The organism is Streptococcus parasanguinis, from assembly GCF_015557775.1.
GTDB classification, from domain to species: Bacteria; Bacillota; Bacilli; order Lactobacillales; family Streptococcaceae; genus Streptococcus; species Streptococcus parasanguinis_AA.
The window spans coordinates 462,361-478,133 of sequence record NZ_JADNOY010000001.1; the positions used below are offsets into that span (position 1 = coordinate 462,361).

The following is a 15,773-nucleotide window of genomic DNA, read 5'->3' on the forward strand; positions in this document are numbered from 1 at the left end:
GAAAGATGAAACGAACACAATCAAATGATTACTTCAAGGAAGCAGAATCTATTTTCCCAGGAGGTGTCAATAGCCCTGTACGAGCTTTTAAGGCAGTAGGTGGCAATCCTCTTTTCATTGACCATTCTCAAGGAGCTTACCTCTATGATGTGGATGGTAATCAATTTGTGGATTATGTGCTCTCTTGGGGACCTATGATTTTAGGACATGCTCGAAAAGAAGTGCTTGAGGAAGTGCAAGAGGCTCTATGGGAAGGAACCAGTTACGGTGCTCCAAGTCCACGTGAGATCAAATTAGGCAAACTGATTAAAGAACGCTTGCCTTTCGTTGAGAGAATCCGTATGGTCAATTCAGGAACAGAGGCAACTATGAGTGCCATTCGTTTAGCGCGTGGGATTACCAAACGACCAAAAGTAGTGAAATTTATTGGTTGCTACCATGGACATAGTGATTCTTTCTTGGTACAAGCTGGCTCTGGTGTAGCAAGCTTTGGGATTGCAGATTCAGCAGGTGTAATTCCTGAGGTAGCGCGTGAGACCATTGCTCTTCCTTATAACGATCTAGAAGCTTTACGGACCTGCTTTGAAGAACACGGGGCAGAAATTGCCTGTGTCATCGTAGAAGCTGTTGCCGGCAACATGGGCTTGATTCCAGGCCACAAAGAATTTATTGAGGAGATTCGCCGCCTCACGACAGAAGCAGGTTCACTCTTCATCATGGATGAAGTCATGACTGGTTTTCGGGCTCATTACCAAGGGGCAGTGGGCTTGTATCAAGTCGATCCAGATTTGATCTGTCTAGGAAAAGTCATCGGTGGTGGTTTCCCAGTTGCTGCTTTTGGTGGGAAAGCTCAATACATGAATCAAATTGCTCCTTTAGGAGATATTTATCAAGCAGGAACTCTATCAGGGAATCCAATTGCCATGGCAGCGGGCTATGAAAACTTGCGCCTATTAACCAAGGAAGTCTTTGATCAAACAGTTGAAAAGACAGACTATCTCTGTCAGGGGCTTCGCCAGTTGGCAGAAAAGCATGGCGTAGCCCTTCAAGTAGTCTCTGTTGGAACCATGTTTGGATTTTTCTTCTCAGAAAAACCAGTTTTGAATTTTGAAGATTCCAAAGAAGCAGATCATCAGCTTTTTGCCAAGGTCCATGGCTTGCTTTTAGAAGAAGGTGTTTATATTGCACCATCTCAGTATGAAAGCAACTTCTTATCAAGTGCTCATTCCTTTGAAGATCTGGACCGTACTTTAGCTGCTTTTGACAAAGTCTTTAGCCACTTGTCATGAAAGGAAGATTATGGGGAAGATTGTTTTAGTCACGGGTGGTGCTCGTAGTGGCAAATCCTCCTTCGCTGAATCCAAACTTTTGCAGAAGGAAGGGGTTTGTTACATAGCAACTGGTCTCGTGATGAAAGAGGATCCAGAATGGCAGGAGCGGGTCAAGCTGCATCAAGAAAGACGACCACAAAGCTGGGATACGCTCGAGCAATACCGGGACTTAGCGACTTGGATTGAACAAGATGATCATGGTGATTACTTAGTAGATTGTGCGACCATGTTAACCACCAATCGACTTTTTGATTTGGTCAATGAGTGGTATCCCGAGAAAGGCTACTTATCAGACGAGCAGTTTTTAAGTAAAGCCGAACAAGCCCGAATTTTGGAAGCCATGGAAGCCGAGTGGTCTCAGATACTTTCTGCCATGAAAGAGCGCCAAGCTACTTTTTGGATTGTCACCAATGAAGTGGGTCTGGGTATTGTTCCAGACACGCGTCTAGGACGTTACTTTAGAGATCTTCAAGGTCGGGTCAATCAAATGATTGCAAAGGAGGCAAGTGAAGTCTACTTAGTTATTTGTGGACTGGCACAGCAGTTAAAATGATTTCAGCACTGATTATCTATACACAATTTTTTAGTCGGATTGTGATTCCAAAAGCGGTTGATCTCTCCTATGTTCGAAAAGGAGTTCCCATTTTAACGCTCTTTGGTCTCTTATTAGGGCTCATTTCCTCCTTATTTTTTGTTTTGACATCTTTGGTACTTCCTGACACCATTGCCTGGATTTTGACCTTGTTCTTTGATGTTCTTTTAACGGGAGGCTTCCATTTAGACGGCCTTGCTGATACAGCTGATGGCTTATTCTCTTCTCGTTCCAAGGAACGGATGTTGGAAATCATGAAAGACAGCCGTATCGGTAGTAACGGTGTCTTGGCCTTAATTTTCTATTACGGCCTCATGATCGCCATGGGACCTTATCTTCCCCAGCCCAAGTGGCTGATTGTCGCTTCTTTATCAATGATTGGAAAGGTTGGTTTGACCATTCAGCTCTACAAGATGCGCTATGCTAGAGAATCTGGTGGCTCTGGAAACTTCTTTTCCGGAACCAAGACCAGTTCCATCCTCTTAGCTCAGATTGTCCCACTGGCTGTTCTTATGGCTGGCTTTTGGCTCAAAGGGCTCCTTGCTTATAGTTTGGTCATTCTTGGAACTCTAGCCTTTCGCTGGTTCGTTTATCAAAAGATTGACGGGGAGACAGGGGATACCTTAGGAGCATCAGTAGAAGTAGCCCAGATATTATTTTTGATAGGAATGATCATATGACAGTAAAAAAGTGGTACCTGATTCGCCATGGAGAAACAGACTTTAATAAAAAACGGTTTTTCTATGGAAAAGCGGATGTCTCAATTAATGAGACGGGAAAAGAACAAGCTGCCCTCCTTCATCAATTGATGAAAGGAAGAAGCATTTCTCGAGTTTATACTAGTCAGCTCAAAAGAACGCAAGAAACAGCTACCATCATTTTCCCAGATCAGAATCCCACAGCTTATAAAGCCTTGAACGAAAGAGATTTCGGCTTATGGGAGGGAAGGACAGCCAACGAAATTCAAGCGGCCTTTCCCTTGGTTTGGGAAGAATGGCTGGAAAGCCCCTTTGAGGTGACGCCGTCTAAGGCTGAACCCTTTGAAAAATTTAAAGAACGGGTCTGGTCGATTGTCAAGGAGATTCGCGAAACAGAAGATCCCGAAATCGTGATTGTAGGACATTTAGGAGTCTTACGCCTGATTTACCAGTTTTTAGTTAATATGGAAGCTGATTTCTGGTCGATCGATATCCCACAAGGAACGGTCTTGCTATTAGAGGACAATGATCCTTGGGAAGAAAGGCTCATCAACCAAGAAGATGACTTGAAGCATTCACAGGACAAGTGATCAAAACACAAAATGATATAGAAAGTAAGACGGTGGTTATTGGGATAGGTCATCTCTTCGTTTTATTTTCTTGCCAATTAAACTATATTAACAGGATGAAGATACAAATGAAAAAATGGAAATTATTTTTAGGAACAGCTTTAGTGAGCGTCGCTCTTCTTGGTTGTGCAAAAACGAATCAACCTTCCTCACCTGAGGAAGCAAAAAAAGCTCAAACAGTCACCATTGGGTACACCCAGTTTCCTACCAATATTGATCCGGCAGATGAGTACAATGGCTGGTTTACTGTTCGTTACGGAGTTGGTGAAACTTTATTTAAAATGGATGATCAGTTAGAACCACAACCTTGGCTAGCTGAAAAAATCGAACAACCCTCTCAATTGGAGTGGAAAATTACCCTTCGCAATGATGTCACTTTCCAAAATGGGGAAAAAATGACAGGTGCGAAGGTAGAGGCCTCTCTAAAACGACTCATTGAAAAGAGTAAACGTGCAGCGGATGACCTTGGAATTGAGAGCATTCATTCAGATGGTCAAACCGTCACCATTAAAACAAAAATAGAACAGCCGATCATGAAGAATCTATTAGCAGAGCCTTATTCTGTTATTGTAGACGTAGATGGGAAGGCTGCCTCTGACAAATCTCCAGTAGGGACAGGTCCGTTTCTTATCAAGACCTATACTCCAGAAACAGGAGCTACTTTAGAGGCCTATGAAAACTATTGGGGTGGTAAAGCGAAGGTGGCACAGGTTCAGATTAAATATTTCTCTGATCCGACAGCTATTTCTGCTGCCCTTCAATCCAAAGAAGTCGATGCTGTTTATGGGCTCCCATATGCTAATTTAGCAAGCTATAAGAAGGACAGCCAGTATAAAATTTCTGAAAAAGAAGGTGGCCGTTACTTAAGCTATGTCTACAACTTTGAAAATCCCTATGTAGCTGATGATCAGTTCCGTCAAGCTTTGGATACCTTGGTCGACAAGAAAACTTTCACAGAATCCCTCTTTAAAGGTGCGGCTGTTCCAGCTACTGGACCGCTCCCTTCTAGCTCCGATTTTGCCTTAGATAAAAGTGTTCATGAGTTTAATGTAGAAAAAGCTAAGAAATTGTTGGATGAGGCCGGCTATAAGGATACCGATGGAGATGGCTACCGTGAAAAAGATGGAAAGAAAGTCACGATTGAATTGCTCTCCTTTACTCGTTTACCAGAAATGCCCTTAGCCGTTGAAGCCTCTCAACAACAATTAAAAGAGGTTGGAATTGAAGCGAAGATTCGTAAGGTGGAAGTGAGTGCTGTCGCAAAGGAGATAGATTACGCCTTCACGCCTTATGCCGTCGTAGCTGCTCCGATTGGCGATCCATATGCTTACTTTAACTCAGCTGTCAAAACTGGGGGAGTAGGAAATATCGGTCATTATAGCAATGCAGAAGCTGATCAGAAGATCGAAGCCCTAGCAACTGAGACCGATCAGAAAAAACGGATCCAATTGAGCAAGGACATTCAAGCCCTTATGGATAAGGATCATGGGTATACGATCATTGGATTTTATAAAGTTGCCATCGTCATGGACAAATCTATTTCTCATTTGGAATCCCATCCAACAGATTATTATCATGTAACCAACAAACTCTCGAAGGAGTAAAGCTATGTTGCAACTGACGAATGTCACGGTTTCTTCCCCGTCAAAGGTTATTTTAGATCAACTTTCTCTAACCGTTTCGGCAGGTGAAGCAGTCGGAATCGTCGGAGAAAGCGGAAGTGGCAAAACAACGGTTTTAAAGCTGCTTTTGGGTCTTCCCTTGAATGACTTAGTCTTTACCCAAGGCAGGATTTCTTATAGGGATCAGGCCATCAGCCCACAAAAGAAGCGGGTTTCTTACCCCTTTGTGGGGACAGAACTGGCCTGGATTACCCAACAGTCCAGTCTCGGTTTTAACAACAACCGTAAAATCAAGCACCATTACGAGGATCTCGTCAAGAGTCATGGCTCTCAAGTAGAAAAGATGAGAACGTTAGAGGAATGCCTCCAGATGGTTGGCTTAGATCCAGCACAGGTTCCATCAAAGTACCCTTTTGAACTTAGTGGAGGTATGATGCAACGAGTGGCCATTGCTTTGGCCTTAGCCAGTCATCCTAAATTGCTCTTGGCAGATGAGCCGACCAGTGCCCTTGATGTTCTCTCCAAGGAATCGTTTATTCAAACCTTGATTGAATTGCTAAGGACCGAAGAATCTAGCCTCTTATTTGTCACTCATGATATGAGTGTCGCCAAAAAGTTGGCAGATAGGATCTTGGTTATGAAGGAGGGGAAGATTGTGGAAGAAGGAAGTCGCGACCAAATTTTCCAAAATCCGCAACATCCCTACACCCAGAAGTTACTAATGGCTATTCCAAAATTAAAATTGTAGCAGGAGTCACCAAATGACCTATTTACTCGAATGTAAAGATCTCACTCATCATTATAATGATCCGCTTCATCATCAGGCTGGTGTTTTTGATGTCTCCTTTACGCTAGAAAAAGGACATCGGCTTGGTTTGGTTGGAGAATCCGGTTCGGGTAAAAGCACCATTGCCAAAATTCTGAGTCGACTTCTCAATATGCAAAAGGGAAGTATTCAGTTCTTGGGGCAATCGCTGACGACTTATACAGACTTTGAGTTTTACAAAAAGGTGCAATATATTTCTCAACAGCCCCAAGAAGCCTTTCATCCCAAAAGGACCTTACAAGCAAGTTTAGAAGAGGTTTGTCAGAATTTTAAGATTTGTAAGACTAAGAAGGAGATGGAAGAGCAGATTCACCAACTCTTGGAAAGGGTTGGCTTACATCCGGATCTGGCGCAGCAGTTTCCCCACCAATTAAGTGGCGGAGAATGCCAACGGATGGCTATAGCCAGAGCTCTCTTGGTCCAGCCTGACTTATTGATTTGTGATGAGATCACCAGTGCCTTAGACGTGACTGTCCAAGAGGGAGTGATGGACCTTCTACAAGAGATTCAGAATAGCTCCCAAACATCTTTTCTCTTTATTTCACACGATATTGCGCTGGTCAGCCAATTTTGTGATGAAATCATGGTACTAAAAGATGGAAAAATTCAAGAGAATGGGGTGATGTCAGACGTTTTGCGAAATCCTCAGTCGGACTACACCAAACTGTTGATGAAACCTTATCAGGAAGAAGGAAGGGAGCCATGACAAGATATTTCATCAAATTACTATTTCAAATGGTTTTGATCCTGCTCTGTGTTAGTTTTCTTTCTTTCTTGTTAGTGTATCTGGCTAAAGGGGACCCTGCAGAAAGTATCTTAAATGCGCAAGGAATTCCTTATACCAAAGAACTACTAGAGATAAAACGAGCTGAGATGGGCTTAAACGATAGTTTTATTTTGCAATATCTGAGATGGTTAGGAAACATCCTCCAGGGAAATTTTGGGATCAGCTATCGTACAGGAGCCCCAGTTTGGGATCAATTGGTCTTTTACTTTCCAAATACGATCTATCTAGGGATCCACATCTTGCTGGCAACCCTTGCCATATCCCTTCCTCTCTCGATTTATGCAGCCTATCATATCGGTAGTCGACTGGATCGATTGATAATGACGGTCTGCGCATTTTTAAATGCCATTCCTAGTTTTGTCATTGGAATTCTCTTGATGCTTGTCTTTTCAGTCAAGCTTGGCTGGTTTCCTATTCAGTCAACCGCAAATGAATGGGGCTTAATTTTACCGATTTCTACCATGGCGCTGACCATGTCTACACGCTATATTCCTCAATTGAGAACGGCTATCATTGATGAGCTGCAGTCGCCAGCAGTAGAAGGCGCAAGAGGACGTGGCATACCGGAAGGTCGCATTCTTTTTAAGGATGTCTTGTATAATACCCTTCCCTTTTTGTTGACATTGGTGAGTTTGTCACTGGGTTCTCTGTTAGGAGGTGTTGCCATTATAGAGTATTTATTCTCTTGGCCAGGCATCGGAAAAATGCTGATTGCAGTTGTGGTCAATCGGGATTATCCTCTGGTCCAAGGAGCTGTTCTGGTGATTACACTTGGGGTATTGCTTGTCAATTTCACCACCCAAGCCTTGATCACCTGGTTAAATCCTAAGGCCCGTCTATCGCAACCAACCCACTTCCTTCTTTTTAAGAAAGAGGCTAGTCCTAAAGGAAATGGAGGCTAAGCGATGAAAAAAGTTAGTAACCGCAACCTCTATCTCTTGGCTGGATGCCTTCTCTTGGTCCTCTTGATTTCTTGTCTGTCTCCCTTCTTTTTAGGAGACAGCATTACCAAGGTCCATTTAGGAAATGCCCTCCAAGCACCCAATAGTCAAGAATGGTTTGGTACAGATGCCGTGGGCCGCTCTGTATTTGCTCGAACCCTAAGTGGTGGGGTACAAACCATTGTGCCTGCAGTTGGGATCCTTCTCTTTGTCACCCTAGTTGGTTCTTTTATTGGAGTGACCAGTGCCTTGATCGGTGGGAAGTTGGATCGTGCTATTTTCTTGTTTATTACGGCTTTTCAGTCCTTTCCATCTATCGTCTTAGTGATTGCTATTGTGAGCCTGTTAGGAGTAGGTTTGCAACAAACGGTCATAGCGATTGGCTTAACGGCTTGGACCAAATATGCCTACATCACTCGGTCGCTGACCCTGCGTTTAAAACATGAATTCTATGTTCAATCAGCAAAAATGTACGGAAATAACTTTTGGAACACCATCAAAAATTACTATGTTCCTAGTTTATTTCCGCAAATTGTCACTACCATGACTTTTAATGTTTCGACGATCATCATGGAGATTGCTGGCCTTAGTTTTGTTGGACTAGGCGCGCAGGCTCCGTCTCCAGAGTGGGGAGCCATGATGAACGATGGTCGGACCTATATCCAGGAAGCTCCCTGGATTGTCGCTTTCCCTTGCATCTTCTTAATTGGGATCATTTTATTGGTTACAAAATTTGGAGATGCTCTACAAACTTATGTGAATCAAAAATATTAATCATGAGGTTTATCTAATGAAAAATTTTTGGAAATTAGCTGTTACTAGTTTAGCAGTTTTGTGTTTAGCTGCCTGCCAGCAAAATGGTAAGTCTTCAGACAGCAGCGCTGAGAAAGATAAGATTACCCTCGCCTGGGGAGAAGACTTTGGAGATGTCAATCCTCACGTATATAATCCAGATCAATTTATTATTCAAGATTTGGTGTATGAAGGTCTTGTCCGTTACGGAGACAATGGGAAAATTGAGCCTGCCTTAGCAGAGAGCTGGAAGGTTAGTGACGATGGGAAAACCTATACCTTCAACTTGAGAAAAGCCAAATTCTCAGATGGCTCTGATTTCAACGCAGCTAATGTGAAGCGGAATTTCGATACGATTTTCTCAAAAGAAAACAAAGGAAACCATGAATGGTTTAACTTCACCAATGTATTGGATAGTTACAAAGTTGTTGATGATCATACCTTTGAAATTACCCTTAAAGAACCATACAGTGCCACACTTTACGATCTTTCTATGATTCGTCCAATTCGTTTCTTAGCAGATGCCAGCTTCCCGGATGGTGATGATACAACTAAGAATAAAATCAAATCCTCTATTGGTACTGGTCAATGGGTGGTCAAAGATAAAAAATCTAACGAGTACATCACTTTTGCACGTAATGAAAACTACTGGGGTGAAAAACCAAAACTGAAAGAAGTAACCATTAAGATAATTCCAGATGCCCAAACACGTGCTTTAGAATTTGAATCTGGTAAAGTAGATTTGCTTTATGGAAATGGTGTTATTGGTTTAAATACCTTCGCTCAATACAAGAAAGATAAGAAATATACAACGGATGTTTCGCAACCAATGTCTACTCGCTTGTTGCTCTTGAATGCCAAACAAGAAGTCTTCCAAGATAAGAATGTTCGTAAAGCTATTAACCATGCCATTAACAAAAAAGAAATTGCAGAGAAATTGTTCATGGGGGCAGAAACTCCTGCCGATACCATCTTCTCTAAATCAACTCCTCACTCAGATGCTGGCTTAAAACCATATACATTTGACGAAAAAGAAGCAGAAAAAATGTTGGATGCTGCTGGTTGGAAGAAGGGATCTGATGGAATCCGTGCCAAAGATGGCAAGAAGATGGAATTGAATTTCCCTTACATTTCTACAAAAGCAACTGATAAAGATCTTGCAGAGTATTTCCAAGGCGAATTGAAGAAAATTGGTGTCGAAGTGAAATTGACGGCCATGGAAGAAGACGATTATTGGGCAAATGCGAAAACAGGAAACTTTGATATGATGCTCACTTTCTCTTGGGGAGCTCCATGGGACCCTCACGCATGGATGACAGCATTGACAGCTGAGTCTGCTCATGGTCACCCAGAAAATGTTTCTCTTGAAGCCCTTCCAATTAAGAAAGAATTGGATGAAACCATCAAACAAACCTTGACAGAAGCTGACGAAGATAAAGTAGATGCTGGCTATAAGAAAGCTTTGACCTTGCTCCATGAAGAAGCAGTTTATATCCCATTGACTTATCAGTCAGTGATCTCTGTTTATCGTACAGGTGAGTTGAAAAATGTTCGTTTTGCTCCAGAAGAAAATGCCCTTCCAGTTCGCTATATCGAAAAAGTGAACAAATAAGGACAAGGTCTTGAATGAAGTAGACAATGTGGCCTCCATCAAAGTGACAATCCTTTTATTTTGATATGGGACTCCGCTTTAGAGGATCAATGTTGATCTTTTAAAGCGGATCACATTGTTTTAGGAACTAAGTTTTATATGATATGAAAGCTATTTTTAAAAAAATTATTAGTTTTATAAGTGGTTTACTTGTTATCTCTATTATCACCTTTATCCTTACAAAATTTACGTCGCAGGATCCAGCAGAGAATTATCTGCGAATTCGGCATTTGCCAATCACTCCAGCAGCTCTTGAAAATGCAAGAACTTATTTGGGTTTGGATAAATCCTGGATTGAACAGTATTTTTCTTGGTTTGTTAAGGTCCTTCACTTGGATTTTGGGACCTCTTATTTATTGAAAGAATCAGTTGTCAGTTTGATTGCTAGTCGGTTCCTGTCTACTTTTTATTTAGGAGTGACATCCTTTATTCTGATTATTGTCGTTTCTATTCCCATTGGGGTTATCAGTGGCTTGAAGACCAATTCCTTCTTTGACAAATGTGTGCGGTTCCTTGCTTTTAGCTCAGTATCCATGCCTGCCTTTTGGTTGGGGTACATGTTGATTTTTATTTTTTCTGTGAAATTAGGCTTATTGCCTGTATCGGGTAAAAATGAACCTTTAAGCATCGTCTTACCAAGCATCACTTTAAGCTTTTCACTGATTGGCCAATATATTGCCTTGGTGCGAAAAGCCGTATCGACCCAGCTTGAAAGTCCTCATGTTGAGAATGCGCGCATGAGAGGGGTTAAACTACGCTATCTTTTAACCAATCATATTCTTCGAAATGCTTTGCCCTCCATTGCGACTGGCTTAAGTCTAACCTTTGTCTATTTGATGACCGGTTCCTTGATTGTTGAAGAAGTCTTCGCTTGGAATGGATTAGGGAGTTTGTTTGTAGAGGCGATTCGATCGATCGATTCTCCCTTAATTCAGGGATGTATGATGTTATTTGGCTTGCTATTCTTATTGAACAACGGTATAACGCAAGCCGTCAACCACTGGATAGACCCACGAGTAAGGAAGAGAGGAAATCGATCATGAAAAAAAGTGTGATGTTTTCTATTTTCATATTAGGTCTCTTGGTTTTCCTTGCTTTGTTCGCCTCCTTTATAGCGCCTTATGATCCCCAGTATGTGGATGTTTCCAATAAACTCCTAAGTCCGAGTCCTCAACATCTTTTAGGAACAGACCAATTGGGAAGGGATGTTTTCTCTAGACTCTTGTACGGGGCACGCTATTCCTTATTCTTAGCTGTTGCGATTAGCATCTTGGAAGTAGTGACTGGCTTTATCGTAGGTTTGGTTGTAGGGTGGTATCAGGGAAAATTGGAAGGAGCCTTTCTTTGGTTTACCAATGTCTTGATGGCCTTCCCAAGTTTTCTTCTCTCCCTAGCTACCGTTGGAATCCTAGGACAAGGGATGAGCAATATGATCATTGCCATTGTCATAATCGAATGGATCTACTACGCAAGGATTGTGACAAATCTGGTTATTTCTACCAAACAAGAGCCCTATGTGATTAGTGCTCAGATCATGGGAATGGGGTCATTTCATATCCTCAAAAACCATATTTTGCCCTTTATATACAAGCCCGTACTGGTGATTCTTCTCATGAACATCGGGAATATCATTCTAATGATTTCTGGTTTTTCTTTCTTAGGAATTGGAGTCCAACCCAATGTTTCAGAGTGGGGCTTAATGTTGCATGATGCGCGGGCTTACTTCCGAGTGGCGCCTTGGATGATGATCGCACCAGGCTTAGCTATCTTTTTAACCGTCATTTCCTTTAACCTATTTGGTGAATATATCGAAGAGAAAGGAGAGAAGAATGGCATCATTCATCATTAAAGATCTTTCTCTTGTAGATCAGGAGGAGTCTCGTCTAGATCGGGTTTCTTTCACCCATCCCTTAGGAGAATCCCTACTAGTGGTGGGAGAAAGTGGATCAGGGAAAACGCTCTTAACCAAGGCTTTAATAGGGATTATTCCTCGGAACATGAAACAGACCGGATCGATTCATTATGGAGATCTCCATCTCGATTCTTTTTCAAACAAAGACTGGAACGCCTTTAGAGGGCAGAAGATCGCCTACTTGGTTCAAAATCCCATGTCTATGTTTAATCCCTTTCAAACGATTTGGACGCATTTCTATGAAACCATAAAAAGTCATTCAACTCTTTCCAAAAGTGACTGCCACAAGAAAGCTCTTGACGTTTTAGAAAAGGTTCGGATCGCAAATCCGGAAGCGGTTCTCCATCAATATTCCTTTGAACTGAGTGGAGGAATGCTCCAACGGATTATGTTAGGCATTATCTTATGTCTAGATCCAGAAACGATTATACTAGACGAACCAACCTCAGCAGTCGATCGTGTAAACCGTGAGATGATCCTAAGCTTGATCAAAGACCTACTGGCTCAGCACAAGACGGTTATTACCGTTACCCACGACTATTATTTGGCGAGGGAACTTGGGGGCAATATGTTGGTCTTGGAGAAGGGCAAAGTTGTTGAATTTGGAAAAACTGAGGATCTTTTGACAGCTCCAAAAGAAAGCTATACCAAGGAATTATTCTTAGAACAAGATTTGAAGCAGGTGATCAGAAATAATGCTGGAATGTAAAGATATTACGGTCAACTATCAAGGAAAAACTGTATTAGACCATTGCAATCTATCCATAAAAAAAGGTGAAATTGTCGGAATTATGGGAGAAAGTGGGAGTGGCAAGTCCACCCTAGCAAGAGTCATCTTAGGAATTGAAAAACCAACTCAAGGCCAGGTTCTCTTAGATGGCAAAACCTATTCCATCAAAGAGGACGGCGTTCGCATCTTAGTCGTTTTCCAAGATTCTTTTCACGCAGTTAATCCACGATTTAGTGTTCAAGAAATTTTGTTAGAAGCTCTTCCCAAGGATTTTCCGATGGACCAGGTCCACACTGTTTTAAAAGAGGTCGCTCTACCATCAGAAGTACTAGATAAAAGAGCGAGAGAATTAAGTGGTGGCCAGCTGCAGAGAGTTTGCATTGCCAGGACCTTGCTATTAAACCCAGATATCATTATTTTTGATGAATCCCTCAGTGGTTTGGATCCCAAAACCCAGGTTCAGATTTTGCAATTGCTTTACAAGATTCATGGTAAGTATCAGAATACCTTTATCTTCATCGCTCATGATGAGCAATTGTGCCGGGCCATTTGTGATCGCACCCTGATCTTAGAAAATGGTCAATTTACCCGCGAACTTCAGGATCTAGCGGAAGCGACCTGATGTTGGAAGAAAACAAGAAGCAATAAAAAGGAGAAATGTGTGAAACAAACATTCGAAACACGTAAATTATATTTTGGATTTCCTGTATTTTTTTTAGGATACAAGGATGAGGTGCATGGCTATAATATTTCGACCTCTAGCTCAGCCTATACTCTCGGAAGTATGATGGTAGTCGCTATGAGAACAAAAGGAAATGCCGTCACAGAAATTAAAAAACACGGTTCCTTCACCGTGAATATCCCTACCGAGGAGCTCTTAACAGAGGTTGAAATTGCTGGTTTCAATAGCCGCAAGGACAAGTTTGCTCTTACAGGTCTAGACTATACAATTGGGGAGACAGTAGACGCTCCAATGGTGACGGCTTGTCCAGTTTCCATTGAATGCCAAGTTGTCGAATTTGTGGAATGCGGAGCATTGACCAATATTATCGCTCGTGTAACCCGTCGTGAAGTAGAAGAGGACTTGATTGACGAAGATGGTAGCTTCAAGAGCGATACTTTCTCACCGATCAGCTATATTGGAGATGGCGCTGGCCGTTATTATAGAAATTACAAAGATGGTGGTGTTCAGATGGGAAGCATCATCAAGAAAATCAGAGAAAATGAAGAATAGTAGAAAAAGGCTAGGGGGAACCTTAGCCTTTTTGCTTTCCAAGCGCCACCTTTCGAAGAAGGGCCTTACGTTTTCGTTCGTCTACCATGCTTAGAAAATGTTGGTAGGCTTTTTCTAGGTCAGCTTGGTAGCCTTGTGGTACCTTGAATTCAAGCCGATCCAGAAAGACAGGAGCACTAGCTCCTTTATAAATTTCTCCTTGAAAGAAGGAGTCCTTTGTGACAATGTCGATAGAAAGTTGCGAAGAACGCCAGCGTCTCTTGCGCGTGTGTTTGGGTTTCCATCGAAGTTTTAGTTGCTGATCACGCAAGTACCAGCCCATGAGCTCAAGGCTGGCCCTTTGTCCAGTTTTAGGGTCCAGGTAGTCAGCAGGGATACTGAAGACCTTGCCACCGCGTTTACTATACAAGAAGGGATGAAAATCAGGAATGAAGTCATAGTCTTTACTAGAGACAACCGATAGATTATCAGAATTTCCTAGCTCAGAACGGCTCGTATAGCGAAAAGGATCAAAGTCTGCCAGGCTTTTTTCTGTAGCTTTCCACTCGAGTTCATAAGACGTGACTTGATCCCCTATATGACGTGTCGCCTTTAGAAAGGCAAGAACGTCCTCGTGTGCCTGATAGAGAGCAACGATATTCTTTAACCGCGATTCCTCAGAATATTCGTAAAGATCTCGAGGAAAAGCCAAAACGTAGAGAGTGTTCAAAGCTTCTAGAGGAACAGCAGCTATGCCCTCTAACAGTTTCGGACGTTCGATGAGACTAGCATGAGCAAATACAAGACTCTGACCAGAATCTTGGTTTAGATCAATCACAACAAGTTGCAGCTCTCTTTTAAAGCAGAGAATGAAAGTATCCGTGGCTTCCTTCTCAAAGCGAACCAGCGGAATAGAAGAATAATGGTGGTAGGGTTTTAAGGCAAGAAAAGTGCCTAATGTTTCTGAGATATAGTGCATTTTTCTATTGTAACATAAGGAAGGAAGAACTCAAAAAAACCACTCCCGAAAGGGAAGTGGTTTTGATTGGTTTCTTATTTGAGACCGTATTTTTTGTTGAAACGATCCACACGTCCATCTGCTTGAGTGAACTTTTGACGTCCAGTGTAGAATGGGTGTGAGTCTGATGAAATTTCAACACGGATCAATGGGTAAGTTTCACCTTCGAATTCAACTGTTTCGCTAGAGTATTTAGTTGAACCGCTGAGGAACTTGTAACCAGTAGTAGTGTCCATGAAGACAACAGGGCGATATTCTGGATGGATATCTTTTTTCATTTTGCAATATTTCCTTTCTGCCATGGTCTCTTTCCGAGCCATAGATTGTTACTAAGCTAGTGTACCAAATTTCCAGGATCTTGACAAGTATTTTCACTAATTTTATTTAAATTAATGATCAAAAAAATCACCCTGGCTAAGCCAAGGTGAATCTAATCTTATTATTGTTCAGATTGATTTGGATCTTTTGGTGCTTCAACTGGTTGATCTGCTTGTCCCTCAGTGTGTTCGTGTGATTCTTTTTTGATTTCATTTACAGCAGTTTTTACAGTAGAAGTTGTCACGCGTCCAACAGATTGGGCAAATCCTTTACCAGATTCAGCAAGTTCTTCGAAGGTTCCTTTAGTGATTTTACCACCTGACATCGCCAAGAGACCAGTTACAACAATAGCGATTGATGCGATTAAAGCAAGGATCAAACCAAAGCCAATTGAAACGCCATAACCATTGAAGTTAACAGCATATTTGTTTACACCAAATAGATCGATCAATGTTACGATAGTTGAGAGAGCCCCTGATACGATAACACCAATTGCAAAACCTTTTGGTAGTGAAGATTTCACATCGTTCAAGCAAGCAAGGACAATCGAAACGACTGCGAAGATAATAACGAACCATCCATCTCCGCGAAGGCCATTCCAGCTGTATGAACCAAAGGCACCAGCATTAAGGCTTGCCCATGGCAAGAAAGAGCTAAGAATCGCTACCGCAGCAGAGATAATGATAAACAAACGATTTTTTTCCATAATAAGT

The 15,773-nt window shown here is 42.0% G+C and carries 18 protein-coding genes; 15 read left to right on the forward strand and 3 right to left on the reverse strand.

What is annotated here, in order from left to right; all coding sequences use genetic code 11:
• Positions 1 to 5: 5 nt before the first annotated feature.
• The 15 genes from hemL (at position 6) to I2F76_RS02555 (ending at position 13,745) form a co-directional block, all read left to right on the forward strand.
• On the forward strand, positions 6 to 1,289 hold the full coding sequence (gene hemL, locus I2F76_RS02485) for a glutamate-1-semialdehyde 2,1-aminomutase (RefSeq protein WP_009730887.1): 1,284 nt from the start codon (positions 6 to 8) through the stop codon (positions 1,287 to 1,289).
• Positions 1,290 to 1,299: 10 nt separating this feature from the next.
• Entirely contained in the window at positions 1,300 to 1,884 is a 585-nt protein-coding gene (gene cobU / locus I2F76_RS02490) for a bifunctional adenosylcobinamide kinase/adenosylcobinamide-phosphate guanylyltransferase (protein ID WP_009730888.1), read from the forward strand.
• Complete coding sequence (cobS, locus tag I2F76_RS02495) at positions 1,881 to 2,603, forward strand: adenosylcobinamide-GDP ribazoletransferase (protein WP_009730889.1); 723 nt, start codon at positions 1,881 to 1,883, stop codon at positions 2,601 to 2,603. Before cobU ends, cobS begins: the two co-directional genes overlap by 4 nt.
• Positions 2,600 to 3,211 (forward strand): histidine phosphatase family protein, encoded by a 612-nt coding sequence (locus I2F76_RS02500; protein WP_009730890.1) that lies wholly within the window; start codon positions 2,600 to 2,602, stop codon positions 3,209 to 3,211. Before cobS ends, I2F76_RS02500 begins: the two co-directional genes overlap by 4 nt.
• A gap of 107 nt (positions 3,212 to 3,318) precedes the next feature.
• A complete protein-coding gene (locus I2F76_RS02505) occupies positions 3,319 to 4,854 on the forward strand; it encodes an ABC transporter substrate-binding protein (protein WP_195347873.1) in 1,536 nt (511 codons plus the stop codon).
• A 4-nt stretch (positions 4,855 to 4,858) separates the two neighbouring features.
• A complete protein-coding gene (locus tag I2F76_RS02510; RefSeq protein ID WP_195487160.1) occupies positions 4,859 to 5,620 on the forward strand; it encodes an ABC transporter ATP-binding protein in 762 nt (253 codons plus the stop codon).
• Positions 5,621 to 5,633: 13 nt separating this feature from the next.
• A complete protein-coding gene (locus I2F76_RS02515) occupies positions 5,634 to 6,404 on the forward strand; it encodes an ABC transporter ATP-binding protein (protein ID WP_195487161.1) in 771 nt (256 codons plus the stop codon).
• Positions 6,401 to 7,387 carry an ABC transporter permease gene (locus I2F76_RS02520; RefSeq protein WP_006596232.1) on the forward strand — a complete coding sequence of 329 codons (987 nt, stop codon included), beginning with the start codon at positions 6,401 to 6,403 and terminating at the stop codon, positions 7,385 to 7,387. The genes I2F76_RS02515 and I2F76_RS02520 overlap by 4 nt, the downstream gene beginning before the upstream one ends.
• Positions 7,388 to 7,390: 3 nt before the next feature.
• Entirely contained in the window at positions 7,391 to 8,200 is an 810-nt protein-coding gene (locus tag I2F76_RS02525; RefSeq protein ID WP_023023449.1) for an ABC transporter permease, read from the forward strand.
• Positions 8,201 to 8,216: 16 nt separating this feature from the next.
• Complete coding sequence (nikA, locus tag I2F76_RS02530) at positions 8,217 to 9,830, forward strand: nickel ABC transporter substrate-binding protein (protein ID WP_023023447.1); 1,614 nt, start codon at positions 8,217 to 8,219, stop codon at positions 9,828 to 9,830.
• 143 nt (positions 9,831 to 9,973) lie between these two features.
• Positions 9,974 to 10,912, forward strand: a complete 939-nt coding sequence (locus I2F76_RS02535) for an ABC transporter permease (RefSeq protein WP_195487162.1) — start codon at positions 9,974 to 9,976, stop codon at positions 10,910 to 10,912.
• The gene (locus I2F76_RS02540; RefSeq protein WP_049472039.1) at positions 10,909 to 11,718 is read left to right on the forward strand and encodes an ABC transporter permease; all 810 of its coding nucleotides are present in this window, start codon (positions 10,909 to 10,911) and stop codon (positions 11,716 to 11,718) included. The genes I2F76_RS02535 and I2F76_RS02540 overlap by 4 nt, the downstream gene beginning before the upstream one ends.
• Complete coding sequence (locus I2F76_RS02545; RefSeq protein WP_049472038.1) at positions 11,699 to 12,490, forward strand: ABC transporter ATP-binding protein; 792 nt, start codon at positions 11,699 to 11,701, stop codon at positions 12,488 to 12,490. Before I2F76_RS02540 ends, I2F76_RS02545 begins: the two co-directional genes overlap by 20 nt.
• Positions 12,477 to 13,133, forward strand: a complete 657-nt coding sequence (locus tag I2F76_RS02550) for an ABC transporter ATP-binding protein (RefSeq protein ID WP_195487163.1) — start codon at positions 12,477 to 12,479, stop codon at positions 13,131 to 13,133. The genes I2F76_RS02545 and I2F76_RS02550 overlap by 14 nt, the downstream gene beginning before the upstream one ends.
• Positions 13,134 to 13,172: 39 nt before the next feature.
• The gene (locus I2F76_RS02555) at positions 13,173 to 13,745 is read left to right on the forward strand and encodes a flavin reductase family protein (protein WP_195487164.1); all 573 of its coding nucleotides are present in this window, start codon (positions 13,173 to 13,175) and stop codon (positions 13,743 to 13,745) included.
• A gap of 22 nt (positions 13,746 to 13,767) precedes the next feature.
• On the opposite strand, the gene I2F76_RS02560 is transcribed toward I2F76_RS02555, so the two are convergent.
• From I2F76_RS02560 to I2F76_RS02570, 3 genes are all read right to left on the reverse strand, one after another.
• Complete coding sequence (locus I2F76_RS02560) at positions 13,768 to 14,703, reverse strand: hypothetical protein (RefSeq protein ID WP_195487165.1); 936 nt, start codon at positions 14,701 to 14,703, stop codon at positions 13,768 to 13,770.
• Positions 14,704 to 14,777: 74 nt separating this feature from the next.
• Positions 14,778 to 15,020: a type B 50S ribosomal protein L31 gene (locus tag I2F76_RS02565; protein ID WP_003016441.1), complete on the reverse strand. Its 243-nt coding sequence runs from the start codon at positions 15,018 to 15,020 to the stop codon at positions 14,778 to 14,780.
• A 161-nt stretch (positions 15,021 to 15,181) separates the two neighbouring features.
• Positions 15,182 to 15,766 carry a lantibiotic ABC transporter permease gene (locus tag I2F76_RS02570; protein ID WP_195487166.1) on the reverse strand — a complete coding sequence of 195 codons (585 nt, stop codon included), beginning with the start codon at positions 15,764 to 15,766 and terminating at the stop codon, positions 15,182 to 15,184.
• Positions 15,767 to 15,773 lie beyond the last annotated feature (7 nt).